This is a genomic window from Plantactinospora solaniradicis (assembly GCF_042658085.1).
GTDB classification, from domain to species: Bacteria; Actinomycetota; Actinomycetes; order Mycobacteriales; family Micromonosporaceae; genus Plantactinospora; species Plantactinospora solaniradicis.
Genome location: NZ_JBHSPR010000060.1, coordinates 453,654 through 477,889, shown reverse-complemented (window position 1 = coordinate 477,889; position 24,236 = coordinate 453,654). Strand labels below are relative to the sequence as shown.

Below are 24,236 nucleotides of genomic sequence, written 5' to 3'. Positions count from 1 at the left end.
CATTTTGGCACTGGCTTATCAAGCACCCTGTTGAGTTCTCAAAGAACAAACACACACCGATCGCGTCCCAAACTTTGGGCCCGTCCTCGGGGCAACTCGCCTAATCTACCCGGTCGGTGTCGCAGTGTCAAGCCTAAACTTCAGTCTCGATCTGCTTCGCCCGAGTGTCCCCGTGCTGACGCACACCGTGATCCGGTGGTCGTTTCGTAAGGGGGAAGCCTGCAGACCGGCCGATGGCCGCTTCCGGCACATCTGCCCGGCTCCTGCCGGCCTCAAGTACTCTACCCGGTTGGTCTCGCAATCTCAACCTGAACTTCATCCGGCTGAGCGCACCACCCGTTCCCGTCCCCCGCCGGCAGCTGCCTTCGTGAGACCGGAGTGTTCGCGGCCCGGCCATCCGTCCGGGTTCCCGCTTGCAAAGAGAAAGTTACGCTGCCGGCCCGCTCGACGCAAATCGACGTCCGCCTCCCCTTCGGCGTCCGTTACCCCGGCGGGGCCTGGTTGTCCGTGTCAGACCTGGCCGAGCGTGCCAGAGTGGCAACCATGGCCGCACCCAGCGACACCGACATCGTCGTGGCGCAAGACAGCATCTCGGCTCTCCTGCTACCGATCTGGCAACTGGTGATCGGCGGTTTCGTACTGCTGGCCCTGATCGCGTCGGTACGTCGGCTGGCCCGGCGGGGCATGTCCAGGATGACCACCGGCCTGCTGGTCACCGCATCGGTGATCGTCGGGCTGGCCGTGGTCGGGGTATTGCTGCAATGAACCACGGCGGTGTGGCGACACCGGCCGCGCCGGGGCGGGGAACTACCGACGGGCCCGGCGGCGAACTCGGCGGCGTAAGCCGGCGGTCGGCTCAGAGCCGGCGGTTGGCCAGGCTGGGCAGTTCCGAGCGGATCTCGCGCAACCGGTCGAAGTCCAGGTCCACCACCACGACGCCGACGGTGTCGGGCGCCTGGCCGAGGATCGTCCCCCAAGGGTCGATCACCATGCTGCGGCCGAAACAGGTACGTCCCGGATCGTGATCGCCGATCTGGCCCGCCGCCGCCACGTAGCACTGGTTCTCGATCGCCCGGGCGCGCAGCAGCACCTCCCAGTGGTCCCGTCCGGTGTGCATCATGAACGCGGCGGGAACCACCAGCAGTTGCGCTCCACCGACGGCCAGCTGTCGGTACAGCTCGGGGAAACGTAGGTCGTAGCAGATCGACAGGCCCACCGGTACGCCGTCGACGTCCACCACCATCGGTTCGGTGCCGGCGGCCACGTTCCGGGATTCCAGATAGGAGACCCGACCGGGGATCTGCACGTCGTACAGGTGGATCTTCCGGTACGTCGCCGCGAGCGCGCCGCCGCGGTCGAAGACCAGCGACGTGTTGTACGTGTGCTCCTCGTCCGGACCGGTCTCGTGGAACGATCCCGCGAGTACCCACATGCCGTACTGCGCAGCGGCGGCGCTGAAGAACTCGGCGAACTCGCCATCCGTCGGTTCGGGCTCCGGCAGGCCGCTCGACGGGCCGAGGTAGTCGACGTACTCCGGAAGGATCGCGAGGTCCGCACCGGCGGCCGCGGCCCTACCGAGCAGCTCGCCGGCGGCGGCCAGGTTCGCCTTCCGGTCGTCGCGGGCATTGAGTTGGCAGACGGCGACGCGCATGCCGAGAGCCTACGGCGACGGGGTACGGCTGACCAGACTGTCCAACCGGAGCCGCTGACGGCCCGGTCCCGTCCGACCCCGTAGGCCGACCGTCAGGCCGACCGCTCCTCGCGCTCACGACGGGCCCGGCGACCGGTGAACTCGCGCGGAACGATCGTCGGGTTGACGTTCTCCAGGACGACGCCCCGGGTGATCAGGACACGGGCCGCGTTCGGGTTGCTGGGGACCTCGTACATCACGGAGAGGAGGACCTCTTCGAGAATGGCGCGCAGTCCTCGGGCACCCGTGCCGCGCAGCATCGCCTGGTCCGCGATCGCCTCCAGCGCCGCCGGCTCGAACTCCAGCTCGACACCGTCGATCTCGAAGAGGCGTTGGTACTGCCGGACCAGGGCGTTGCGGGGCTCGGTCAGGATCCGCACCAGCGCCTCGCGGTTGAGGCTGCGGACGTTCGTGATCACCGGCAACCGGCCGATGAACTCGGGGATCAGGCCGAACTTGAGCATGTCCTCCGGCATGACGCGACCGAAGATATCGTCGGTGGAACGCTCCGAGACCGATCGGAGGTGGGCACCGAAGCCCAGCCCGCCCTGACCGGTCCGCGCCTCGATGATCTGGTCCAACCCCGCGAACGCGCCGCCGCAGATGAACAGCACGTTGGTGGTGTCGATCTGGATGAACTCCTGGTGCGGGTGCTTACGACCGCCCTGCGGCGGCACGTTCGCCACCGTGCCTTCCAAGATCTTGAGCAGCGCCTGCTGTACGCCCTCGCCCGAGACGTCCCGGGTGATCGACGGGTTCTCCGACTTGCGGGCGATCTTGTCGACCTCGTCGATGTAGATGATGCCGGTCTCGGCCCGCTTGATGTCGTAGTCGGCGGCCTGGATCAGCTTGAGGAGGATGTTCTCGACGTCCTCACCGACGTAGCCGGCCTCGGTCAACGCGGTCGCGTCGGCGATGGCGAACGGCACGTTCAGCATCCGGGCCAGCGTCTGGGCCAGGTGTGTCTTCCCGCACCCGGTGGGGCCGATCAGCAGGATGTTGGACTTGGCCAGTTCCACCGCGTCGCCCGCGCCGGGCCCGCTGGCGCCCTCGGCCTGGATCCGCTTGTAGTGGTTGTAGACCGCGACCGCGAGTGCCTTCTTCGCCTGGTCCTGGCCGACCACGTACGAGTCGAGGAACTGGCAGATCTCCATCGGCTTGGGAAGCTCTTCCCACTTCACCTCGCCGGACTCGGCCAACTCCTCTTCGATGATCTCGTTGCAGAGGTCTATGCACTCGTCACAGATGTAGACCCCGGGCCCCGCGATGAGCTTCTTGACCTGCTTCTGCGACTTGCCACAGAAGGAGCACTTGAGTAGGTCGCCACCGTCGCCGATCCGTGCCACCTACGTTCTCCCTGCGCTCATCGGCCAGCCTCGGAAAGGCAACTGGCCTGCGGACGGTACACCCCGTCGATCTTTCGTGCCGGCCGGTCCCGACCGGCGGTGGGCGGTGCAGGACCGACGTTACCCGCTGCGCGAGGTTTCTCCGACCCCCAAAACGGGTGTGTCAGAGGCCGACCGCCGTATCGCCGCCCGGCCGGCCTCTGACCCGAGTTGATCAGCTCGAGGCGTTGGCCGCGAGAAGACCCTTCTTTCGGCTGGTCAGGATGGTGTCGACCAGCCCGTACTCGCGCGACTCCTCGGCCGTCATGATTTTGTCACGGTCGATGTCACGACGAACCCGCTCGATCGGCTGGTTGGCGTGCCGCGAGATCATCTCCTCCAGCTGCGTACGCATCCGCAGGATCTCCCGGGCCTGGATCTCGATGTCCGAGCCCTGCCCGTAGCCGCCCTCGGTGGCCGGCTGGTGGATGATGATCCGGGAGTTCGGCAGCGCCATCCGCTTGCCGGGCGTACCGGCGGCGAGCAGCACCGCGGCGGCACTGGCCGCCTGCCCGAGGCAGACGGTCTGGATGTCCGGCCGGACGTACTGCATGGTGTCGTAGATCGCCGTCATGGCCGTGAACGAGCCGCCGGGCGAGTTGATGTACATGATGATGTCGCGGTCCGGGTCGGTGCCCTCCAGGGTCAGCAGCTGGGCCATCACGTCGTTGGCCGACGCGTCGTCCACCTGGACCCCGAGGAAGATGATCCGGTCCTCGAACAGCTTGTTGTAGGGGTTCGACTCCTTCACGCCGTACGACGTGCGCTCGACGAAGGACGGCAGGACGTACCGGTTGTGCACCGGTTCGAAGCCGCCGGACAGCAGGTTCGGGTCAGTCATCGTCAAGCTCCTCAGCTCAGGGTCCCGGCGCCTTCCGGAACCTGGGTGGCTCCGGAGATCACCTTGTCGATGAAGCCGTAGTCCTTGGCCTCGGTCGCGGTGAACCAGCGGTCACGGTCCGAGTCGGCCTCGATCTGTGCCTGCTCCTGGCCGGTGTGGAAGGAAACCCGCTCCTGGAACATCCGCTTGGTGTAGAGCATCTGCTCGGCCTGAATGGCGATGTCGGATGCCGTGCCACCCATGCCACCGGACGGCTGGTGCATCATGATCCGCGCGTGCGGCAGGGCGTACCGCTTGCCCTTGGTACCGGCGCAGAGCAGGAGCTGGCCCATCGAGGCGGCCATGCCCATGGCGACGGTCGAGACGTCGTTGTCGATGAATTGCATGGTGTCGTAGATCGCCATGCCGGAGTAGACCGAGCCACCCGGCGAGTTGATCCACAGGTTGATGTCGCGCTCCGGGTCCTCCGCGGCGAGCAGCAGCAACTGGGCGCAGATGCGGTTGGCGACCTGGTCCGTCACCTCGCTGCCCAGGAAGATGATCCGCTCTTTGAGCAGCCGGTTGTAGACCGAGTCGTCGAGGTTGCCAATTGCGTCCCCACCGCGGGCTTCGATCACCCGCAGGGGCATAGCTGAGAAGTCTGAACCAGTCATGGCAGCCCTTCGCTCTCCGTGCCGTCTTACGCCCGACACTAACCGCTGACCGGGGTCGTAACGCCCCTGTCCGGGCACTGTTCGCTATCAGCGCAGTTGCCGCCGGAGGCGTACGCCCAGGGGTTTTGTCCGATCGGGCCCGGCCCGGAAAGGCCCGGGCCCGGCGGTCGACCCCCGCGCGGCTCAGTGCTCGTGATCGTGGTCGTGTTCGTGGTCTTGATCTTCACCGCTCGCGGCGCGGAGCTCCTCCAGGTTGACCGGATTGCCCGCCGAGTCGGAGATCTTGATGCGCTCCATCACCATCGCGAGGGCCTTGCCCCGGCGGACGTCGCCGAAGACGGCCCCGGCCGCGCCGGAGCGGACGAGCTGGTCGTAGTACTGCTGCGGGGCCATCCCGGCACGCTGGGCGCGGTGCACGATCTCGTGACCGAACTCGTCGTCGGAAACCTGCACCTCCTCGGCGTCGGCCAGGGTGTCCAGGAGCAGCTGGATCTTGACGCCCTCGGTGGCCGCCTCGGTCAGCTCGGCGTCGATCTGCTCCTCGGTCTTCTCCTCGGAGGTGAGGTACTCCTCCAGGGAGGCGCCGATCCGCTCCAGCTGGTCGACCATCGCCTGCTTGCGGTGCTCGACCTCCTCGCGGACAACACCCTCCGGGGCGGGCACGTCGGCGGCGGCGACCATCTGCTCCAGGGCGCGGTCCCGGGCGGCGTAGATCTGCTCGACCTTCTTCGACTTGCTCACCCGCTCGCGGACGTCGCCGCGAAGCTCCTCGAGGGTGTCGAACTCGCTCGCCAGCTGCGCGAACTCGTCGTCCAGGGCGGGAAGTTCCTTCTCCTTGACGGTGCGGACCGTCACCGCGACGTCGGCGTCCCGGCCGGCGAAGTCGCCGCCCACGAGCTGCGTCACGAAGGTCTTCGACTCGCCGGCCGAGACGCCGACCAGGACCTCGTCCAGCCCCGGCAGGAGCTGCTTGCTGCCGACCTCGTGCGAGATGTTGGTCGCCGAGCCGCCCGGCACCTCCTCGCCGTCGACGGTCGCGGCGAGGTCGATCTGCACGTAGTCGCCGTCCTGGGCGGGCCGCTCGACGGTCTTCAGCGTGGCGAACCGCTCCCGCAGGCTGGCGACCTGCTGGTCGATCTCGTCCTCGTCGATCTGCAGCTCGTCCACCGTCACCTCGACGGTGGAGAGGTCGGGCAGCGTGATCTCCGGGCGGACGTCGACCTCGGCGGTGAACTTCAGCGCGTCGCCGTCGTTGAACTCGGTGATCTCCACCTCGGGCCGGCCCAACGTCTTCACGTCGTGCTCACGGACCGCGGCGAGGATGTTGTCCGGGATCGCATCCTGGACGGCCTCGTTGAGCACCGTGCCCCGACCGACCCGCTGGTCGATCACCGAGGCCGGTACCTTGCCGCGCCGGAAGCCCGGCACAGTGACCTGCGAGCCGATCTCCCGGTACGCCTTCTTGAGGCTCGGCTCGAGCTCGACGAACGGCACCTCGATGGCGAGCCGCACGCGCGTCGGGCTCAGAGTCTCGACGGTGCTCTTCACAGGCGTACTCCTTGACGGATCTCGATCTTTATTCTGGGCCGGATTCAGCCCATCGAGTGTAGGCGAGCCGGCATGGCTGTCCGGCGGCGCGGGGTAACAGGCTCGCCCCGCAGCGGCGGACGACAGTCGGGGTGGCGGGATTTGAACCCACGGCCCCTCGCTCCCAAAGCGAGTGCGCTACCAAGCTGCGCCACACCCCGTGGCGTGGAAGAGTGTATGCCGTCCCCTCGGGGTCCCGCCCGCCCGGTCTCCGCACACCGGCGCCGTGTCGTCCGAATCCAGCTCGATCTTGGAGTACGGAGAGAGCTGATCTTGCCGTGTGGTGGGGCGCCCGAGAGTCGGGATAGTGGCCAGGTGAGGCGTCCGCCGGCCGCTCGACGGGATGCCGGTACCCACCCGCCGGGGCGACGCGTTAGGCTATCGGTCGCGTCACGGGAGACCGGGACGAGCGCGGGCGTAGCTCAATGGCAGAGCTTCAGTCTTCCAAACTGACGGTGCGAGTTCGATTCTCGTCGCCCGCTCCAAAGGTTCCGGCCCAGGTCAGCGGCAGTTTCGTCGAGCCTGGGCCGTTCTGTTTCTAGCTGTTATCGATCTTGCGGGCCATTCACGGGCCATTAGCCGATCCGGGCCGCTACGCCGGCTGGCCCGTCGTCCGGGTCACCATCCCTCCGCCGCTTCCGAGTCGCCTTCTTGGCCTTGGGTTGGGCCTTAGGTTGGGCCTTGGCGATCCGGCGGTCCATGCCGGCGGCGATCTCCCGGTCCCGCTCGCTGTTCGCGTGTTGGTAGATGAGTGCGGCCCGCATGCTGGCGTGACCCATCCGGTGCATCAGGTCACGGGTGCTGGCCCCGGTCGACGCCGCCAGGTTGTTCCCGGTGTGCCGGAGATCGTGGAAGTGGAAGCCGACCGGCATGCCAGCCGCCCGCAGCGCCGCCGCCCAGTCGACCGCCCGGCGGAAGTTGCCGGTCCGCAGCATCGCCCCCTTGTCACCGGTGAACACCAGCGCGTCCAGCTCCTCCCCCGCGAACTCGACCAGGTGCGCGGCGAGGACGGAGCGGGCCGCCGCCGGGAGGGTGACGGTCCGGTTGCTGGCCTCTGACTTGGGAGCGCCGAACTCCATCCGGTTGCGCAGCGCCGCCAGCTTGCGGGGTACCCGCACCGTGCCGGCCGCCAGGTCGACATCGGACCGGCGCAGCGCCGCCAACTCGCCCCAGCGGAGACCGGAGAACGCGGCGACGATGATCAGCGCCGCGAAGCGGGCCGGCATCTGCTCAGCGAGCGCGAGGACCTGGCCGACGGTCGCCACCGGCCGCTCCGGAGTGTGATAGCGGTCATAGCCCGAGATCCGGCACGGGTTCTGCCGAATGATCTCGTCTTCCTTGACGGCGGTGTTGAGGATCGCCCGCAGCAGCGAGTATGCCTTGACCGCCTGAGGTTCGGAGGTGCCGCCGTCGAGCAGCCGCTTGCGCCAGCTTCGGATGGTCTGGGGCTTGACGTCGCCCAGGGCCAGCGCGCCGAGGTGCGGGCGGATGTGCAGCCGGAACAGGTCTTCGTAGTTCTCCCGGGTACGCGGCTGGAGCTTCCGCTCGGCGATCCACTTCTGTCCGTACGGGCCGAGTTGGACCTCACCGGCCTCCGGTGCCGTCCAGTCGCCCTTGATGATCTCTGACTCGACCAGCGTCAGCCACCGGGTTGCCTCCCGCTCGGTGGCGAAGGTGTGCGGCGCTGTCCGCTCGATCCCATCGGGACCGATGTACCGCGCTTGGAATCGGCCCGAGGTCCGCTTCCGGATGTTGCCGAAACGCCGCCGGCCGTTCTTGCTGCCCGCCATCAGGCGACCTCCCCCAGGTAAGTACGCAGATGCGCGCGGGTCATCGGGACGACCCGGTTGTTGTCGATGTACGCGGTGACGGCCGACGCCTCGAAGCGCACCAGGCGACCGACCTTGACGAACGCGATCCGTCGTTCGGCGACCAGCCGCCGCACGAATCGCGGTGTTGCTCGGAGGCGAGCGGCGACCTCATCGGCGGTCAACAGCTCGTCGTCCATCCGGTTCCTCCTTCTCGGGTCAGGCAGCAGAGACGAGAGTCGGGGCAGTTGCCGAAAGACCATGGGCAGCGCGTTGCCGAGCCGCGTCGAGGTCTGTTCGCCAGCGGATGCGTGCGGAAACGGCGCGCAGGATCCGGTGTTCCAGGGGCAGGACGTCCGGGTCCTCGGGCCGGGCCAGCTCGAACCGGTACCGCTCTGGGGTGTCGGCCGCCGCCTGGCCGTGCTCGTCGCCCTGGGCGTCGGGGTCGGTGTCGGCCATGCCTCCGGCGAGGACGGCGCGGATCCAGGCCCGGTTGTCCGCGCGATGGTCGGCCAGGGTCTTGCCGGACCACTGCCGGGAGACGAGGACCCGCCGGCCGGTGAAGCCGAGCGTCGAACGTTGGTGGACCTTCCCGGTGCACCGGCCGGGGGTTAAGCCCGCCTTTACCCCGTCGGGCTGGACGCCGTAGAGCAGCCAGTTCGCGCAGGTCGGCGAGCAGGGCAGCACGGAGAGTTCGGCGTTTAGGCGATCGAAGTGCGCCTTCTGCGGGTCGGACCGTGCCTTGACTTGGTCGGTCAGGTCCTTGGTGACGTACTTCGTCACGTACCGGATCGACCGTTCCGCGTCGCGGGTGCCCTGCTCGATACCCCGGGCGTCGATCCGACCAAGCCGGGCCACGTATGCCGGCCGGGCGTCGGGTTCCTCCAGCTCGTCGAGCGCGTACGCCCACGGGGTCAGCGGCTCCCGCGTTTTCGGGTCGACGTACGCCTGTTGCTCGACGTCCCAGACCGGTGGCTTGTCGACGGTGTAGGTCGGTTCGTCGAAGGCGGGCCACCACACCTGGTGATAGGTCGCGGCCGCGATCTGCTTGAGCAGCCGTCGCGGGAGGGTGCCCCGGATCGCGAAGTGCGCGTGAGGCGCCAACCGCCGTTGTAGCTCGACGGCTCCGGCGTATTGGACGTTCCAGCCAGCGGCACGGCGGACGTTCTGCCACCACCGATCGAGGACCCGGGCGAAGTGGATCGAGTCGAGTGCCGCCCGTCGGTAGTCGTAGCTGGTCGGGTTGACCGGGGTGCCGAGCACATCATCATGTGGGCCGTGTCGCTGCCCGCACTCGCAGGGTGCGACGTAGGCGCCCCGGCGTAGGTGGGAGTGCACCGGGCCGTGTGAGTCGAGGGTGAGCGTGATCAGCATCGACGGCCGGTACGTTTTCCCGGCCCGGCCCGAGTAGGCGCGGCCGACCGTACGCGGATCGACGGGCAGCCGGGGCAGGTCGGGTGAGTCCTGCCGCCGTTTCGTGGACCGTTTCCGGCGTGGCCGGTCAGTCCTTTCCCGGGGCGTGAGGTGCCCCCGCAGGTCCGTCTCCCCCAGGGCCTCATCCAGCTGGACAATGCCGGCGTCGAGGTCGGCGACCTGTGCGGCGCGTTCGTCGGGGTGCATCGGTTGGTACTGGAGCGCTTCCCGCTCGAACTCCATGTGTGCCCGGACCCGGACCAGGGCGAGGACGTCTTCGCTCGGGTGCTCAGGGCGGATGGCAGGTTCGTCGGCGAGGTGCCAGCCCTCCCGGATCTGCTGGATCCGCAGCCGCCGCCCGCGTTCGGCGCAGGGCTTGCACTTGACGGCCAGGGTGGCGCCGCAGGGCACCTCTACGACCTCGGTCACCCCAGTTTCGGTATCAGTGCGGCGTAGGGCGAGCGGACGGACGCAGACGCCGTGTTGTTCGGCGAGCTGTTTGAGCGCGTCCTTGGCCAGCGGCTTACGCATCCGGTCGGCGCGCGACCCCGGCCGCGGATTCTCTCGGGTAGCCGAGACGGTCGGGACGAGTTCGAGTTGAGTCACGCTCACTGCCCCGCCACCGCCGGGATGGAGGGATCGGGTCGGGTGCCGTTGCGAGCTGGGAACGCCGCCGCTGGGACGGGGACGAGCGCCGGCCGGTCCGGTTCCCGAATCAGCCGGAGGAGTTCCGACGCGGTGCCGTTGGCGACTCGCAGGGTTGCGCGGAGTTCGTCGCGGGTGATCGGCCGACCGGTCGCGGCCCGGTGCTCGGCCGCGTGCCGTCGGGCGAGCCGGACCAGTTCGACGCCAGGTGCCTGGCCGTCGTCCTGCGGCCCGTCCCCGCCGTCCTGAACCTCGTTGGTCCCGTCCTGCTCGTCCTGGTCGGTGACCTGGGCGGGTACGGGGTCAGGACGAGCACCGTCCTCGTTGGCGAGGCTCGCCGGAGCCGCCAGGGTTGCCGAGGACGACTGTGAGGACGGGGCGGGCGCGGTGGTGAGGACGAGTTTGGACAGGCCGAGGAACGCCAGGGCGGGGACGGCGGACAGCAGCCAGCCGGACAGGCCCGGCTTGGCCACCGCGAGTTGCGCCGACAGCGACAACGCCACGGCGGCGACGAGGAGGAACATCGGGTAGCCGATCGGCCCGCCCGTGCGCCGCCGTCGGCGGATGGTGAGCAGGGCGGCGAGCGGGATCAGCTCGGAGATCGCCGCGTTGGCCCAGCCGAACCAGTCCCCCGTACCAGCAGGCGAGTTCGCCATGGTCCAGTCATGCACGTGGGTGAACGACGCCGCCCCGGCCAGCCCGCCCACGACGAGAAGGATGGCGACCAGGACGACACCCTCCACCCGCTCGGCCCGCGTCTTGGTGCCGGTCATGCCGTTTCCTCCTGAGGCTCCTGGTCGGTGGCGCAGAGTCGGCGGTAGGTGCGGCCGAGGTCGCGGATGTGGTCGTCGGTGAGGTAGGAGAACCGGACCCGGACCGGTTCCCGCACGCCGTCCAGGGCCACGTATCCGACCCCGGCCGCCGATTCGGGGATCTGGTCGCAGGTCGCGCCCCGGTCGCGTGCGCCGTCGCCGAGGACGAGGTCGCATTGCTCCGGCTCGGTCAGCCGGAGCCCGATCCGGGTCGGGAACAGGTCCCGGAACGGCAGCACGTCCTTGCGCGGGTCCTGCAACGCCGCGATTACGCGCACCCCGACCGCCCGCCCCTGACTGAGCAGCAGGCTGAGCGCGTCCTTGATCCGTTCCTTGACCTTGCGGTCGGAGATGTACGCGGTCAGCGACGCCAGCTCATCGACCACGACCACGATCAGCGGATCGTCCGGGGTCGGGGTGTGTTGCCGGGCGACACCGCGTAGCCGGGCCGCCCGCAGCCGCATCCGTTTCACGGCCTCTTCCAGGACGCCTGCCATGCTCTCCGGGTCGTCGTAGGCGAACCGGGCGAACAGCGGCAGCCCGGCCGCGAGTTCCATGCCGCCCTTGGGGTCGAACACCCACAGTTCGACCAGCCCGGACCGGACCCCGCCGGCCAGGGCGGCGATCAGCGACCACAACACCGAGCCCTTGCCGGAGTTCGTCGCGCCCGCTACCAGCACATGCGAGCCGGTCAGTCGCAGCCGGTACGGCGCCCCGTCCTCCCGCACCCCCAACACGAGCGCGGTGAAGTCCGGCACGTCGGGTACCGGGAGCGGGGCCACGGTGGCGGCGAGCGGGTCACGGCGCAGGAACCGCAGCACCACCCGATCCGGCCGGTCCGTGGTTCGTGCCTGGCCGTCCCGCAGCCGGAACGCGTACGCCAGTCGCTGTGCCGCCCGCGCCCAGTCGTCGGGCAACTGGCCGGGCAGCATCCGGACCGTGACCTCATCCACATACCGGTCACACCGCACCTTGACCAGGTGCGGCACGTACCGATCCCCGGCAAACGCAGTCGCGAGGCCGCAGGTCGCCATGATCGACGGCCAGCGCCGCCGGTACACCCACAACCGCCGCCACCGGGCAACGACCGGGTACCAGCCGAACCGCAGCCACGAGGCCGGATGCCACCGCCACCAGGCGACACAGGCAACGGTGACGGCCAGGACCACGCCGGCCAGGATCAGGCGCCCGTACCGGGCGTACACCCACAGGGCTGCGACGGCCGGGCCGGTCAGCCACCAGTACCGGACCGCCAGGATCGTGAGACGGACCAGACCCCGCGCCAGCCACCACAGCGGCAGCAGCCAACCGGGCACCCGCCACACCGGCAACCGCAGGTTCATCGGCGCAACCGGGATCTTCTCCCCCGGAATCACATTGATCAACGGCACAGGCGCTCACCGCCCCGAGTCGCGGCCAGGCCGGCGGCTACCACAGCAGGCCCCGGGTACGCCGAGGCCGCGCCAGGGTGGTCAGGCAGGTGCGGCACGCCATGTGTTGCAGATCGAACCTGCGCGGCTTCACCCACTCACCACAGTGCGGACAGCGGATCTCATCCACCAGCAGCGCAGCCGGCCGCAGCCCCAGCAGTCGCCGTGAGGCCGCGAGCAGGTCCCAGGCCAGGTGCCGCAGGCTGGGAAAACGGGTACGGGCCATCAGGAGCACCCCCGCCGCAGCTCGTCGGCCTTGGCACGGGCAACCCGCGCCAACTCCGACACCTCAGCGTGGTCGCAACTCGGATCTTCGACAGCGACCCGGTCCAACAGGTCGGCCTTGCGGTCGAACCAGTCCGCCCGCTCCTCACGGGTGGTGGACAGGCCCGGCATGGTCCGCAGAAGCGCGGACAGATCGGCGCAGAACGTCGTCCGGTGGTCGTCTGCCGGTCGCTCGTCGGTGGGGGTGAACGGGTTCCGGGCAGGGGGAACTACGGTGGGCACAAGGCCCTCCTTCGAGATGAGGGGTGGGCTATGACGCGGGGCGAGCCGGGACTCTTGGCGGGGAAACGGCCCGCCCCGCGTGCTGTGCGGTTCTGTGGTCAGGCGGCAGCGGCGAAGGCGGCGGCCGGGACCATGGCGGAAGCACGCAACGAGTACGCCATCCGGGCCTTGCACTGCCCGGTCGCCTTGCACCGCTGCGAATCGACGTACGGAGTTAGGGTCAGGCCCTCGAACTGGATCGACGGCGGGTAGCCGGGCACGGTCGAAGATGGCGGGACCGGCTGCTGCGGCGCGATCACCTTCACTTTGACCTCGGTAGAACGGCCGAACTTGCCCGCCTCCGGGTCCAGGTCGAGCACCCGGACCAGCCAGACCCGTTCTCCGGTCTCCTTGTCTCGCGCCTGGTCGTCGCCCTGGCCGCGCCGGTCAAAGTCGACCTGCGGTGCGACGCCGAGGCAGAGCGCCCCAGCCGGGAAGACGTACTCGAACGGAACCGGAACCTTCAACGTCAGCGGAACCACGACGTGCCTCCTAGCTTCACAAGACGCCACCATGACATCCGGTTGAGCTACTAAGTTACGTCAGCTTGTAAAGACAAGCAAGGGATCGATCGAAGAAAGATCGATGGGATTGCGGAAGCTGTCCCGTCAGGACAGCGGGTAGGTGTCCTCGATCTCGTGCCGGCTCCCCGGCATGACGAGGACGGAGGTCAGGATCGGGTCACCCGATGCCTGGTGCACGGTCAGCACGACACTGAGCACCGGCTCATCTGCCGCGACGTCCAAGGCTTTCGCCTCATCCGGGCTGGCCCGCCGGGCAGTCATCCGCTCGGTGGCGTAGTCCCCCCGCAGGCTCTTGGCCCGGCTGATGTGCTCCAGCAGGCCACCGGCGATCGGATCAGCCTTGATGACCCCGGTGCCGACGGCGATGTCAACCGGCACGAACGTGGCCACCAGGTCCACCGGCCCCGACGTCGACATGGTCCGGCGCCGCCGTTCGTAGACCGGGGTTCCCTCCGGAATCCGCAGCTCAGCCGCGATACGGGCAGAGGCGAGCACCGGGCCGACATGCAGGACCTCCACCTCACCCGTCTCGTCCAGCTCGACGGCATCCCGGGCGTACTCGGGAGAGGTACGACCGGACGGCGGACGACCACGCACGAAGCTGCCCTTGCCCTGCTGGGACTCGATCCAGCCGTCCTGCTTCAAGATGCCCAGGGCCTTGAGCACGGTGGGCCGGGACACCCCGAACTCAGTACAGAGTTGACTCTCCGACGGCAGCGCCGCACCCGGCGCGTACGTGTCGTTCTCGATGCGTTCCCGCAGCGTGTTCAACACGCGCAGGTATTTCGGCGTCGGAATCTCGTACGCCATCGCGGGCCACCCCACCGTCAAAGATCACAGCATGTCAAGACAGGAGCGTAGAGCCTGCCAGCATGACGACACAAGCTTGGTCAGCCGTTCGGCCGAGCGCCCCGAACGGGCGAGAACCATCCCGACCACGAGGATGGAACGCTGATCAGATCCGGGCGGGACGCGCCGGGTCGACGCTTGGGGAGTCGGTGGTATCGGCCGAAGACCCACAAGGCTGCCCGCCGCCGCGCGCAGGGGCCTCGCTCATGGCAGCCGGCGCAGCGGCCGTCTCCGCTCAACGGGGTGTGCTGGTCAAACTGCTTCTGCGCCGCCCACAGGTCCGTTTGCTCGGCAGGGGTCAGGTAGACGCTCACGGTGTAGCGCGGGGCGGATCAGGTGGGCAGGCTGACAGCAAGGAGGCGCGGACGAGGATCTGCGCCTGGTCGCCCGACCGGCCGTCCTGACAAATCTTGACGCCCTCCAGCCACACCCACTCGTGCTGCTCAGGTCGGTTCGTCACCAGGCGTACGCCGGTCACCCACAGGGCGACCGGGCCATCGGTTGGACGGAACCGATCCGCAGTGGCGATCCGGATCACCTCACCGAGCTGGACCCGTACGTCAAACACCACGTCCCCCGATCGCCGCCGGAGCGACGACGGATCGGCCGGGCCGGCGGGACCGCGTGGAGACGAAGCAGAGACCGGCGAGGCGCTCGAAGACCTCGCGCCGGTCGACCGCCCGGCCCGACTGGTCCAGGACGTATCCGGTCAGCCAGCACCAGCCGTGGTACGTCGGATAGCCCGATACGACGGCCACCCGCAGCAGCAGCGTTCGACCTCCGGCGAACTGGACCGACGCCCGTCCGTCCAGCAGCAGAACTTCACCCGGTCTCGGAACCATCCCGTGCCCCTCCAGTCAGTGGAAGGCGTCGAGGCGGACGGGCATTCAGACGGCCGTGGTCGACCCAACGGCCAGGCGCCGGCACCCACCCCGACGCCCAGCTCACGAGGCCGCCACCCGACCCGTACCCGAACAGTCCAGACACGATCGCCGCGCTAAGGACCGCAACGGCCCAGACGACTGCGCCACCACCCGAAGCGCCGCTCTCCGCGTGACGTACTTCCAGCCAGCGCCGGAGCAGTAGGAGCAGGTCGACACCGAGGCCGCCGTGACAGCCGACGCGACCGCACCTCCGTCGGTCCGTCCCGGCTCGCCCGGGACGCCTTGCGGATCGTTTGCGACTCCTGCCGCGTGTGGCATCGGACTCTCCCCAGTTAGACCCGCTAGCGACCCACGACCGGGCCTGCATCAACAGGGTTGATCAAAAGAGGAGACGGGCCGACCACACGGCTAGACAACTTGGGACGTCTTAACTAGCTTGAAGTCGTCCCTAGCTGTCCATACAGGAGGTCACAGAGCATGCCGAACGACCGGCTACGTGACGCGCTCCTGCGCAACGGACTGACGTCTGTCTTGATCGCGGAAAAACTGGGCGTCGACCCAAAGAGTGTCGAGCGCTGGATGACGCAGGACCGTACGCCGTACCCCCGCCACCGACACGCGATCGCCGCCATCGTCCGCGAGAGCGAGTCGTATCTGTGGCCCAACGCGGTTTCACCGGAGAAGGCAGCCCGGATCGCTCAATCCGAAGTCGTGCAGATTCACCCCCGACGCGCAGCCGTGCCGCCCGACCTGTGGGGAAGACTCCTCCGCAACGCGGAATCTCAGATCGGCATCCTGGTGTATGCCGGCGTATTTCTCGTCGAACAAGAGCCCAAGCTCATCAGCTTGTTGAGGGCGAAGGCAGCCGAAGGAGTGCAGATTCGTATCCTGCTCGGTGACCCAGGCGCGGACGCGGTCGCGCTAAAGAGCGTCGAGGAAGGCACTGCCGGGGTCATGAGAGCCAAGATTGAGCAGGTCATGCAGTACTACGGGCATCTACGAGACGTTGACAACGTACAGGTGGGCTTCCATCAGACAACGCTGTATAACTCGATCTATCGCTTCGATGACGAAATGCTGGTCAACACCCACGTCTACGGCTTCCCTGCGCCGCACACTCCGGTGATTCACCTCCGTAAGCTCTCCGGCGGCGGCGACCTCTTTGACACGTACGCCGACAGCTTCGACCGAGTCGTGACCGCCTCACGCCCCGCTTGGCCGACGGAGGCAGCAGCCTAGACATGGCCAGGATCGACCACTACCACGAGCCCGACGCCCCAAAGGCCAACAGCATCGTCGTCGCCGCCACCGTGTTCGTACAGGACACCCAAGGTCGCGTCCTGCTCATTCAACGGGCCGACAACGCGCTGTGGTCCATCCCTGGCGGCGGTCAGGAGATCGGCGAGTACATCGCTGACACGGCTGTACGGGAGGTGCGGGAGGAGACGGGCGTCGACGTCGAGGTGACCGGCATCGTCGGCATCTACTCCGACCCACACCATGTCGCCGAATATTCCAACGGCGAGGTACGGCAGCAGTTCTCCATCTGTTTCCGCGCCAGCTACCGGGGTGGGCGCCTGACCCCTAGCGACGAGTCAACCGCAGTCCGGTGGGTAGGTCGCAACGAGCTGGACGAGCTAGACATACACCCATCGGTCCGGCTACGGATCGAGCACGGCTACGACTGCCGCGACCCCTACATTGGCTGAACGGATGGACCAGCGCTCAGCCGCGCCTCAGTACGCCCTACCGCCGCGACAATCTCCGGCTCAGCCCGAGTGATGAACCGGGTGACGAGATGGCCAGACCCGTACCGCGACCGAATCTCTGCCAGCCGTTCAAGGACTTCGAAACTCTGCCCATCCGGTCCCGTCGTCATGTCGGCGTAGCAGAGGGCGTCGGTCACCGGCGACTCTTCCCGCTCGAACTCCTCCCCCAATGCCTGACCTAACCCACGCTCCTCCGCCTCCAACCACGCGCAAGAGTGATGGGCAACCAACGCCGACAGCCGTTCATCCACGTCCTGCCGCCGCAGCCACCGGGCGCCGTCCAACGAGTGAAACCCCGTGTCCACCAGCTCCGGGCTGTAACCCACGTCATGCAGCCAAGCCGCAGCAACCAGAAGCTCCCGGTCCAGCGGCGACACAGCCCCGGCAGCCTGCTCAGCCTTCGCGGCGACCGCTTGGACGTGCCGCCAACGACGAGGCAGCACAACCTCTAGCTGCTGCTGGGCAAGCGCACGAGCAGCATCGACATCGGCCTTCATGGGGGAAGCCTACGGAGCACACCAGTAGCCTGCCAGCGACCGAGGTAGTAGCCCTTGATGGGCTGGGCAGTAGCGCCGACTACCGGCTTACCTGCGAAGTGGTTCAAAGTCTCTGTACGTCTTCAAGGCGGCCCGCAACGGGCAGCACGCGCCGCCGCCTGGGCACGCGCCGGCCGCTGCCGCTGGCGCTCTGCGGCTGGCGCGGAGAGCGGGAAGCCCGGTGGGCCGCCGCGGAACGACAGGAGCGTTGACCGGGTGTGGTGGGCCGGCAACCGGCCGGGCCGCGCGGCCACGAGCCCGCGCGGCGCAGGGGAGGGCACGCCGGCCGCGCTGGCGAACTGGCGGCGGTCCCGGGATTGCGGTTACTGCGCCTCCGGCGGGGGCGCTCCGGCTCCAGGATGGCCGGGGCTTCGTCGGCGGGTCGCGGTCCGTGGGTGGTTGCGGTAGAGGCCATCCCGCCTGCCACTGACCTGGGCAAGCCGAGCAGACCACCGCCCGGCCCGCCAGCGTCCGTGCGAGCCGTCAAGGTCCGCTTGACGTGGCGGCCGGGCGGCGGCCCGCTCCCCATGACGCCGGGTCGATGGCAGACGGGATGGCACTGGGCTCAGGAGCGAGCTATGTCCATCCTTCGTTGCGTGTTCCGCTGTCCGTCTCGGCGTAGGCGTCGATCGGTCAGTTCGATTGACGAGGTCCCGTTTCAACGTCTGGCATCTTGTACCGTGACCGGATCTCGGTTATGCAGAGGGGGGCCAGTGGCGAGGGAAGCTCTGTCGTTGCGGGAGATCATCCAACGTCGGCAACAGGCTGGTTTCGTCGGTCGAGACGGCCAGGTTGCCCAGTTCCGCGAAAACTTGGGGCTCGCCGTGACCGATGCGCGGCGGCGGTTCGTGTTCAACGTGCACGGGGATGCCGGGGTAGGAAAGACATTTCTGGTTCAGCAATTGCGCCGGGTGGCGGGCGAGCAAGCGGCACTGACCGCTTACACCAATGAGGATGCCTTCGACGTCCCAGACACAATGGCGGCGATAGCCGCTAATCTCGCCGACCAGGGGGCGAGGCTGAAGGAGTTCGAGAAGCGGTACGCCACCTACCAGCAGCGGCGACGCGAACTGGAGGCCGACCCCCAAGCGCCCGAGGGGGCGTCAGCGTTCCTAACGCGAACTGCTGTCAAGATCGGACTTGGGGCCGCCCGACAGGTTCCCGTCGCTGGCGCTGTGGTCGATGCGATTGATGCGAACGCCCTCGCGGAACAAGCCGACCGAGTGCGTGTCTTTTTGAGCACCAAGTTTCACGGCCACGACAAAGACATACACCTGCTGCTGTCCCCCTCCGAAGAGTTGACCCCGGTCTTCGTCGAAGGACTGAGGGAGGTGGCGCGGAACCAGCCTCTAGCGTTGTTCCTGGACACTTTCGAGCGGACCGCGCCGCTGCTGGATGGCTGGCTGCTCGACCTGCTCGGTGCGCGCTACGGGGAGTTGCCGGCGAACCTGGTGGTGACGGTGGCCGGGCAGCGCCCGCTCGATCCCAACCGGTGGGCCGCCTACCTGGACGTGATTGCTGACATTCCCTTGGTCCCGTTTACCGAGGTCGAGGTCCGCCAGCTGCTCTCCCACAAGGGGGTAACCGATGATCGGGTCATTAGGGTCATCCTCGAACTGTCCGGCAGGTTGCCGCTGCTGGTAGCGATGCTCGCTGAAAACCGTCCCGCTGATTCCGCTGAGGTTGGTGATCCCAGTGGTAACGCAGTGGAACGGTTCCTCAAGTGGGAGGACGACCAGTCCCGGCGAAATGCCGCACTGGCCGGAGCGCTTCCGCGGCGGGTGAATCAGGACATCCTCGCCGTCGCCACAAAGGCCGAGGACCCTTCGATGTTGTATAGCTGGTTGCGTGGGCAGCCCTTTGTAACCCACAACGCCGGGGTTTGTCACTACCACGACATTGTGCGTGCCTCCATGATCCGCCTGCAGCGCGGGCAATCCCCGAGTATCTGGCGTGAGCAGCACACCAAGCTCGCCGCACAGTACCGCGCATGGCGGAAGGAGTTGGCTCTGAAAGACGACGACGGCTGGAAGAATGCTACCTGGCAGGAGTACATCCTCGAAGAGACCTATCACGAGCTGTGTGCGAACCCCGCTGCCGCACTCCCCACCGCCCTCGAAAACGCCGTCTTCGCCGCCAGAGCCGGCGCAACCATGGCCCGCCGTTGGGCCGAGATGCTTCGCCAAGCCGGCCAAGATGTCAACAACCCGGCCGTCCAACGCTGGGGGGGCCGGCTGTACACGAACATCGACGATGCAGACAGCGGCAGGATCGGTTTCCTTACCGCTCTGCTGCAAGAAGCTGACCTTGCCATGGCGACCCGGACCATCGCCCTTGCCACGCGTGGTAGGCAGTACAGAAGAGGCCGGAAATACGAACAAGCACTCGCGGACTTCAACCGCATCATTGAACTCTCCCCCGATAGGGACTGGCCAATTGTCGACCGTGCCGAGACCTACCAACTCATGGGCCGCTACGAAGAGGCGCTCGCGGACTTCGGTCGTGCCCTCGAGGCTGACCCGGGCAGCGTCCCGGCGCTCACCGGTCGGGGTAAGACCTACCGGATGATGGGGCGCTATGAAAAGGCGCTCGCAGATTTAAACCGCGCCCTTGAGCTTGAGCCGGAAAGCCATGTTCTTTATGAGTATCGCGGCCATACTCATATGGCAATGAAGTGGTACGAGCAGGCGCTCGCGGACCTTAATCACTCACTCGAACTCCTCCCCGACTGTCATGCGGCGTATGAACGCCGCGCCGAAACCTATAGACTGATGAAACGGCATGAGGAGGCGCTTATCGACTTTAAACGCGCTCTCGAAAATGACCCGAAGTGTCTGTACTCCTTGTCTCATCGTGGCCTGACCTATGACGCGATGGGGCGATATGAGGAGGCGCTCGACGACTTCAACGAGGCACTCCGAATTGACCCCGAGAATCATCATCTCTATGAAAGACGGGGTGAGGCGTATATGTCAATGGAGCGGTATGAGGAGGCGCTTGACGACTTCAATCGCTCGCTCGAACTCGACCCCAAGTGTCATGGAGCGCATGAGCGCCGTGCTGCGGTCTATATGCTGATGGAGCGATATGAGGACGCGCTTACCGATCTCAACCGCGCTCTCGAACTCAGCCCCGGGTGCCAGTTAGCCATTACTCAGCGCGACCTTGTTCTCCAAATGCTGGAGCCATGAGCCTGGTCGCTAAACGCCCTGCCCGCTTTGGGGTGGTGAGAAGGTTGCGCCGGCCGCGACGGTCAGGTGGGCGAGGTGAGGCAGCCAGGAGGCAGCGAAAGCAGCAGCAATGACCAGCGGCAGGCGACATGGGACAGCAAAGCGGCCATGGTCGGCAATACAGAACGGTGTTCGACAACACCCAACGGTGAGGCCCATCCGCGTTCACACCGAAGAAGTCAGTCCTGTTGCTGTCGACAGCAACGGCGACAGCAACAGGGTCGGACAGCGAGAGCCGAACCCAGTCGGCGGCGGATCAACGCCCGACGTCAGAGACGTGGGCGGACCGGCCCAGACGGAGCGCCCAGAACTTGTAAACGAGACGTCGAGGCAACTTCTCCAGCGCGCTTCAACGTGTCCACTGCCGAAACGTTCTCATTAGGATCAAGGCGCCGCGCAAGCGCGGCGCACGCCCGCCGCGCTCGGCCTGCTGGCGGCCTCCGGCCGGCATCGACCGGCGCGGCGGGCTACAACCTGTTGACCGTTCGGAAGTCACGCGACAGGCTGAGGGCAGGTCTCCAGACCATCGGGGTGGGCTGCACTCACGGCAAGAGACTCGGACACCCCCAGCGCTCGGACGTGCCCAGTATCTTCGCCTCGTGCATGACGAACAGACGCCGGCAGGGCTCAGCAAGCGCGGGGCGACGTTCGATGACCTCGCTGCTTTCCTCCAACAGCCTGATCCCGGTGGGTACCCAGTCCAGGCCGTACGCGAGTGTGTGTGCCGCTCGTGCGGGGGCCGGTCGTTCGAGGTGGCCGTCATGGAAGAGGAGAGCGCTGCCCGGCGGACATGCCTCACATGCAGGGAGAGCGAGTTCATCGCCGACAGCGAGGAGTACTGGGACGACGACACCGAGGTCGATTACTACTGCGCCTGCCCGTGCGGCGGTGAAGAGTTCGCGGGTGCCGTCGGGTACTCCCTGCGGGAGAACGGGGATGTCCGCTGGGTCTTTGTTGGACTCCGCTGCCTGGCCTGTGGTGGGCTTGGCATCTACGAGGACTGGAAGATCAGTTATGGCCCAAGCGCGTTCCTGCTTGACCGGGCCTGAGACTCTTCCGTTGCTTGCGAATCTGTCAGCGCGGAATCGGCGGGCAGAGTCCGACTACGGGAGCCGCACGTCGTCGTGCGCAACGTCCTTGAAGAGCCGGCCCGAGCATGCCGTGACGATCGCGGGGGTGGTCGGCCGTCGTCGAGGGCGGGGCGATCGCTGCCGCGCCGCTTCGCGGCTTGCCACCGGAGTACGTAGTCCAGACGCGCGGTGACCCGGCGCCACGGCAAGCCGCCCCGGCCCGAAGGCCGGGGCGGAAAGCCGTACGACGCCGGCCGGCCGCGCCCTCCGAGCCGGGCCATTCACGGGCCATAAGCCGGTGCCGTAGACGGTCACCAGCGGGCAGGAGCGGTCACCACTACCCCGCCGCCGACCAGGCACTCCGGACAGATCCGGGCAGCCGGAAACGATCTTCCCAACTGACGGTGCGAGTTCGATTCTCGTCGCCCGCTCCATGCTTTGCCTGCTCAAGGCAATGTTGATCTTATGGTCGATCGCTTCTGATGATCGTTTGGTAGGGATCTTGGCAGGGATTGAAGAAGAGGCGGCCCTCCCCGCTCCCTCAAACCTCGCCCGCGCCTGGCTGCACGTGATCTGGCGCTGCTGGCAAGACGGCGTAGCCTACGACCCCACCCGCCACCGAGCCCTGCAGGCTGTTCTCGCCTCCGCCACTTGACACAGGGCTACTCATGCCGCAGGCGGGGCACGCCGATGTCGTGGTGGCCGTCACTCTGGGTAGCTGCCGACTGGGGCGCATCCAGGTGCGAGGGGTTCGGATCCGCCGATGCCAGTGCATCCGATCTTGGAAATTCGGCGGGACGGTGCGCTGGCAAGATGAGCAGGGTGACGGTGCAGCGCAAGGATCTCCTGGCCGCGATTCTGGTGCTCGCCGTGCTTTGGGTGCCGCCCATCGTCGCCGCCGGTGGCTGGGCCCGGACCTGCGCCGGGATCGTGCTGGCCGCCCTCACCGGCGCCGCGCTCGTCCTCAACGCGCGAGCGCCCGTCGCGACAACCGCGGCGGCCGCGGTCACGACCCTGACGGGTGTCGCCGCTGGCGTTTGCCAAGATCCGATGCTGGCCACCGCCTGGTGTCTCTACGCGGTGGCCGTACGACGCGGTCCGTACGCCAGGCCGCTGGTGATCGCGCTGGTCGGCATACTCGCCGGGCTCGCTGCGGTGACCGGGGTTTCGCCCGGCGTTGGCACGCGGGTGGTCACGGCCACGGCCGCGTTGTGCTCGGCGTGGTTGGTCGGCACCGCCGTCGGCCGACAGATCGCGTCCGCGCAGGAGGCGGAGCGGATGCGGGTACATCTGAACGTGGCCCGTGAGATGCACGACGTCGTGGGGCACACGCTCGGGGTGATCGTCGCCGAGGCCGGCGTGACCCGGGGGCTGCCGGATGCTCACGAGGCCGAACTGCGCGGGGCTCTCGCCGACATCGAGTCGCACGCCCGGGGCGCCCTCAAGGAGATGCAGGGCCTCGTGCGTACCCTGCGAGATCCCGGACCCGGGCTGAGCGGGCTGCCCGCGATCATCGCGACCACCCGTGCCGCGGGAGTCAGCGTGCACGCCCGGCTTGAACCGCACGGCCCGGTCGACGCCGAGGTGGGCGCGGCGGTGGTGCGGATCGCGCAGGAGGCGCTGAGCAATGTGGTACGGCACGCTCCGCGGGCGCGCTGCACGGTCGAGCTGTGGGAGGCCGAGGGGACGATCGCCCTACGGGTACGCGACAGCGGCGCGCCCGGAACCTCGCCGGTCTCCCCCGGTACGGGGTACGGCCTGCGCGGCATGCGAGAACGCGCCACGACGCTGGGCGGTACGGTGGCGTGGGGTGGCACTGCGGAGGGTGGCTTCGAGGTCGAGGCGCGGCTACCGGTGCGGAGGGACTCGCGATGGTGATCTCTGTCCTGCTCGCGGACGACGACGCGCGTTTCCGCGGGATCTACCGCAAGCTGTTCGACCGCACCGATGGTTTCCGCATCGCTGGCGAGGCCGCCGACGGTGCGGAGGCCGCCCGGCTGTGCGTCGCGCTGAGGCCCGACGTGGCGCTGCTGGACGTTCAGATGCCCGGCGCCGACGGGTTGGAGGCGGTGCGACGGATCCTGCCGGCCACCGACACCCGGGTGGTCATGCTGACCACGTTTCACCTGGACGAGTACGTGCAGGAGGCGTTGGCGCTGGGCGCCTCGGGGTTCCTACTCAAGAACGCGTCCCCGCAGGAGGTGCTGCGGGCCGTCCGGACCGTGCACGACGGGCACGCGATGCTCGCGCCGGAGGTCACCGCGCGCCTGCTGCACACCTTCGCGGCCCAACGGCCGCAGCGCCGGCACCCATTCGCCGGGCGGATGCTTTCCGAACGGGAGGTGCAGGTCATCCGGTACGTCGCGCGCGGTTACTCGAACCAGCGGATCGCCGACGAGTTATTCCTTAGCCTGGAGACGGTGCGCACCTATCTGCGCCGTACGTTCGCAAAGCTGGACGTGCGGGACCGCACCCAACTGGCCGTGCTCGCCTACGAGGCGGGCCTGCTGCACGAGCAGCGCTGACCCGCGTTGTCCACTTTTGGGGGACGCGACGTTCCGGCC

23 protein-coding genes and 3 tRNA genes are annotated in these 24,236 nt (G+C 67.7%); 9 read left to right on the top strand and 17 right to left on the bottom strand.

Features of this window, described 5'->3' with window-relative positions; genetic code table 11:
• Window positions 1–543: 543 nt before the first annotated feature.
• On the top strand, window positions 544–765 hold the full coding sequence (locus ACFP2T_RS41795; protein WP_377432373.1) for a hypothetical protein: 222 nt from the start codon (window positions 544–546) through the stop codon (window positions 763–765).
• A 91-nt stretch (window positions 766–856) separates the two neighbouring features.
• Here the strand turns inward: ACFP2T_RS41795 and ACFP2T_RS41790 are convergent, their stop codons facing one another.
• From ACFP2T_RS41790 to ACFP2T_RS41765, 6 genes are all read right to left on the bottom strand, one after another.
• Window positions 857–1,651, bottom strand: a complete 795-nt coding sequence (locus tag ACFP2T_RS41790; RefSeq protein ID WP_377432372.1) for a carbon-nitrogen hydrolase family protein — start codon at window positions 1,649–1,651, stop codon at window positions 857–859.
• A gap of 92 nt (window positions 1,652–1,743) precedes the next feature.
• A complete protein-coding gene (clpX, locus tag ACFP2T_RS41785; protein ID WP_377432370.1) occupies window positions 1,744–3,036 on the bottom strand; it encodes an ATP-dependent Clp protease ATP-binding subunit ClpX in 1,293 nt (430 codons plus the stop codon).
• A 214-nt stretch (window positions 3,037–3,250) separates the two neighbouring features.
• Window positions 3,251–3,916 (bottom strand): ATP-dependent Clp protease proteolytic subunit, encoded by a 666-nt coding sequence (locus tag ACFP2T_RS41780; protein ID WP_377432368.1) that lies wholly within the window; start codon window positions 3,914–3,916, stop codon window positions 3,251–3,253.
• A gap of 11 nt (window positions 3,917–3,927) precedes the next feature.
• On the bottom strand, window positions 3,928–4,569 hold the full coding sequence (locus ACFP2T_RS41775) for an ATP-dependent Clp protease proteolytic subunit (RefSeq protein ID WP_377432366.1): 642 nt from the start codon (window positions 4,567–4,569) through the stop codon (window positions 3,928–3,930).
• Window positions 4,570–4,752: 183 nt separating this feature from the next.
• The gene (gene tig / locus ACFP2T_RS41770) at window positions 4,753–6,117 is read right to left on the bottom strand and encodes a trigger factor (protein ID WP_377432364.1); all 1,365 of its coding nucleotides are present in this window, start codon (window positions 6,115–6,117) and stop codon (window positions 4,753–4,755) included.
• Window positions 6,118–6,243: 126 nt separating this feature from the next.
• Window positions 6,244–6,317: transfer RNA gene (locus tag ACFP2T_RS41765), tRNA-Pro, on the bottom strand.
• A gap of 250 nt (window positions 6,318–6,567) precedes the next feature.
• On the opposite strand from ACFP2T_RS41765, the gene ACFP2T_RS41760 reads away from it, so the two are divergent.
• Window positions 6,568–6,641 (top strand) — tRNA-Gly (locus ACFP2T_RS41760).
• 90 nt (window positions 6,642–6,731) lie between these two features.
• On the opposite strand, the gene ACFP2T_RS41755 is transcribed toward ACFP2T_RS41760, so the two are convergent.
• The 10 genes from ACFP2T_RS41755 to ACFP2T_RS41710 all read right to left on the bottom strand — a co-directional run bounded on the left by ACFP2T_RS41755 (window position 6,732) and on the right by ACFP2T_RS41710 (window position 15,025).
• Window positions 6,732–7,946, bottom strand: a complete 1,215-nt coding sequence (locus ACFP2T_RS41755; protein WP_377432363.1) for a tyrosine-type recombinase/integrase — start codon at window positions 7,944–7,946, stop codon at window positions 6,732–6,734.
• Entirely contained in the window at window positions 7,946–8,164 is a 219-nt protein-coding gene (locus ACFP2T_RS41750; protein ID WP_377432361.1) for a helix-turn-helix domain-containing protein, read from the bottom strand. The genes ACFP2T_RS41755 and ACFP2T_RS41750 overlap by 1 nt, the downstream gene beginning before the upstream one ends.
• 19 nt (window positions 8,165–8,183) lie before the next feature.
• Entirely contained in the window at window positions 8,184–9,983 is a 1,800-nt protein-coding gene (locus tag ACFP2T_RS41745; protein WP_377432417.1) for a replication initiator, read from the bottom strand.
• A gap of 2 nt (window positions 9,984–9,985) precedes the next feature.
• Entirely contained in the window at window positions 9,986–10,795 is an 810-nt protein-coding gene (locus tag ACFP2T_RS41740; protein WP_377432359.1) for a DUF2637 domain-containing protein, read from the bottom strand.
• Window positions 10,792–12,225, bottom strand: coding sequence for an FtsK/SpoIIIE domain-containing protein (locus ACFP2T_RS41735; protein WP_377432357.1), 1,434 nt, complete (start codon window positions 12,223–12,225; stop codon window positions 10,792–10,794). Before ACFP2T_RS41735 ends, ACFP2T_RS41740 begins: the two co-directional genes overlap by 4 nt.
• A 37-nt stretch (window positions 12,226–12,262) precedes the next feature.
• The gene (locus ACFP2T_RS41730) at window positions 12,263–12,490 is read right to left on the bottom strand and encodes a hypothetical protein (protein ID WP_377432356.1); all 228 of its coding nucleotides are present in this window, start codon (window positions 12,488–12,490) and stop codon (window positions 12,263–12,265) included.
• Entirely contained in the window at window positions 12,490–12,771 is a 282-nt protein-coding gene (locus tag ACFP2T_RS41725; RefSeq protein WP_377432354.1) for a hypothetical protein, read from the bottom strand. Before ACFP2T_RS41725 ends, ACFP2T_RS41730 begins: the two co-directional genes overlap by 1 nt.
• A 98-nt stretch (window positions 12,772–12,869) precedes the next feature.
• Entirely contained in the window at window positions 12,870–13,292 is a 423-nt protein-coding gene (locus ACFP2T_RS41720) for a hypothetical protein (protein WP_377432352.1), read from the bottom strand.
• Window positions 13,293–13,418: 126 nt separating this feature from the next.
• Window positions 13,419–14,144: a GntR family transcriptional regulator gene (locus tag ACFP2T_RS41715; protein WP_377432350.1), complete on the bottom strand. Its 726-nt coding sequence runs from the start codon at window positions 14,142–14,144 to the stop codon at window positions 13,419–13,421.
• A 599-nt stretch (window positions 14,145–14,743) separates the two neighbouring features.
• On the bottom strand, window positions 14,744–15,025 hold the full coding sequence (locus tag ACFP2T_RS41710; protein WP_377432348.1) for a hypothetical protein: 282 nt from the start codon (window positions 15,023–15,025) through the stop codon (window positions 14,744–14,746).
• Window positions 15,026–15,544: 519 nt separating this feature from the next.
• On the opposite strand from ACFP2T_RS41710, the gene ACFP2T_RS41705 reads away from it, so the two are divergent.
• On the top strand, window positions 15,545–16,306 hold the full coding sequence (locus tag ACFP2T_RS41705; RefSeq protein WP_377432346.1) for an XRE family transcriptional regulator: 762 nt from the start codon (window positions 15,545–15,547) through the stop codon (window positions 16,304–16,306).
• Between the two features lie 2 nt (window positions 16,307–16,308).
• Entirely contained in the window at window positions 16,309–16,776 is a 468-nt protein-coding gene (locus ACFP2T_RS41700) for an NUDIX hydrolase (RefSeq protein ID WP_377432345.1), read from the top strand.
• Here the strand turns inward: ACFP2T_RS41700 and ACFP2T_RS41695 are convergent.
• Complete coding sequence (locus ACFP2T_RS41695) at window positions 16,764–17,333, bottom strand: HD domain-containing protein (RefSeq protein WP_377432343.1); 570 nt, start codon at window positions 17,331–17,333, stop codon at window positions 16,764–16,766. The two genes, ACFP2T_RS41700 and ACFP2T_RS41695, sit on opposite strands and share 13 nt — an antisense overlap.
• Before the next feature lie 773 nt (window positions 17,334–18,106).
• Between ACFP2T_RS41695 and ACFP2T_RS41690 the strand changes: the two genes are divergently transcribed.
• From ACFP2T_RS41690 to ACFP2T_RS41670, 5 genes are all read left to right on the top strand, one after another.
• Window positions 18,107–20,563, top strand: a complete 2,457-nt coding sequence (locus ACFP2T_RS41690) for a tetratricopeptide repeat protein (protein WP_377432342.1) — start codon at window positions 18,107–18,109, stop codon at window positions 20,561–20,563.
• A gap of 638 nt (window positions 20,564–21,201) precedes the next feature.
• The gene (locus tag ACFP2T_RS41685) at window positions 21,202–21,651 is read left to right on the top strand and encodes a hypothetical protein (protein ID WP_377432341.1); all 450 of its coding nucleotides are present in this window, start codon (window positions 21,202–21,204) and stop codon (window positions 21,649–21,651) included.
• A gap of 338 nt (window positions 21,652–21,989) precedes the next feature.
• A tRNA-Ser gene (locus ACFP2T_RS41680) sits at window positions 21,990–22,106 on the top strand.
• Between the two features lie 379 nt (window positions 22,107–22,485).
• Window positions 22,486–23,550, top strand: a complete 1,065-nt coding sequence (locus ACFP2T_RS41675) for a sensor histidine kinase (RefSeq protein WP_377432339.1) — start codon at window positions 22,486–22,488, stop codon at window positions 23,548–23,550.
• The gene (locus tag ACFP2T_RS41670; protein WP_377432338.1) at window positions 23,544–24,197 is read left to right on the top strand and encodes a response regulator; all 654 of its coding nucleotides are present in this window, start codon (window positions 23,544–23,546) and stop codon (window positions 24,195–24,197) included. Before ACFP2T_RS41675 ends, ACFP2T_RS41670 begins: the two co-directional genes overlap by 7 nt.
• Window positions 24,198–24,236: the final 39 nt, after the last annotated feature.

Bases quoted from the DNA above. Each gene is read 5' to 3' on its own strand.
- ACFP2T_RS41795 (WP_377432373.1), top strand. From the start codon at position 544: ATGGCCGCACCCAGCGACACCGACATCGTCGTGGCGCAAGACAGCATC.
- ACFP2T_RS41790 (WP_377432372.1), bottom strand. From the start codon at position 1,651: ATGCGCGTCGCCGTCTGCCAACTCAATGCCCGCGACGACCGGAAGGCG.
- ACFP2T_RS41780 (WP_377432368.1), bottom strand. From the start codon at position 3,916: ATGACTGACCCGAACCTGCTGTCCGGCGGCTTCGAACCGGTGCACAAC.
- ACFP2T_RS41775 (WP_377432366.1), bottom strand. From the start codon at position 4,569: ATGACTGGTTCAGACTTCTCAGCTATGCCCCTGCGGGTGATCGAAGCC.
- ACFP2T_RS41755 (WP_377432363.1), bottom strand. From the start codon at position 7,946: ATGGCGGGCAGCAAGAACGGCCGGCGGCGTTTCGGCAACATCCGGAAG.
- ACFP2T_RS41750 (WP_377432361.1), bottom strand. From the start codon at position 8,164: ATGGACGACGAGCTGTTGACCGCCGATGAGGTCGCCGCTCGCCTCCGA.
- ACFP2T_RS41740 (WP_377432359.1), bottom strand. From the start codon at position 10,795: ATGACCGGCACCAAGACGCGGGCCGAGCGGGTGGAGGGTGTCGTCCTG.
- ACFP2T_RS41730 (WP_377432356.1), bottom strand. From the start codon at position 12,490: ATGGCCCGTACCCGTTTTCCCAGCCTGCGGCACCTGGCCTGGGACCTG.
- ACFP2T_RS41715 (WP_377432350.1), bottom strand. From the start codon at position 14,144: ATGGCGTACGAGATTCCGACGCCGAAATACCTGCGCGTGTTGAACACG.
- ACFP2T_RS41710 (WP_377432348.1), bottom strand. From the start codon at position 15,025: ATGGTTCCGAGACCGGGTGAAGTTCTGCTGCTGGACGGACGGGCGTCG.
- ACFP2T_RS41705 (WP_377432346.1), top strand. From the start codon at position 15,545: ATGCCGAACGACCGGCTACGTGACGCGCTCCTGCGCAACGGACTGACG.
- ACFP2T_RS41700 (WP_377432345.1), top strand. From the start codon at position 16,309: ATGGCCAGGATCGACCACTACCACGAGCCCGACGCCCCAAAGGCCAAC.
- ACFP2T_RS41695 (WP_377432343.1), bottom strand. From the start codon at position 17,333: ATGAAGGCCGATGTCGATGCTGCTCGTGCGCTTGCCCAGCAGCAGCTA.
- ACFP2T_RS41675 (WP_377432339.1), top strand. From the start codon at position 22,486: ATGAGCAGGGTGACGGTGCAGCGCAAGGATCTCCTGGCCGCGATTCTG.
- ACFP2T_RS41670 (WP_377432338.1), top strand. From the start codon at position 23,544: ATGGTGATCTCTGTCCTGCTCGCGGACGACGACGCGCGTTTCCGCGGG.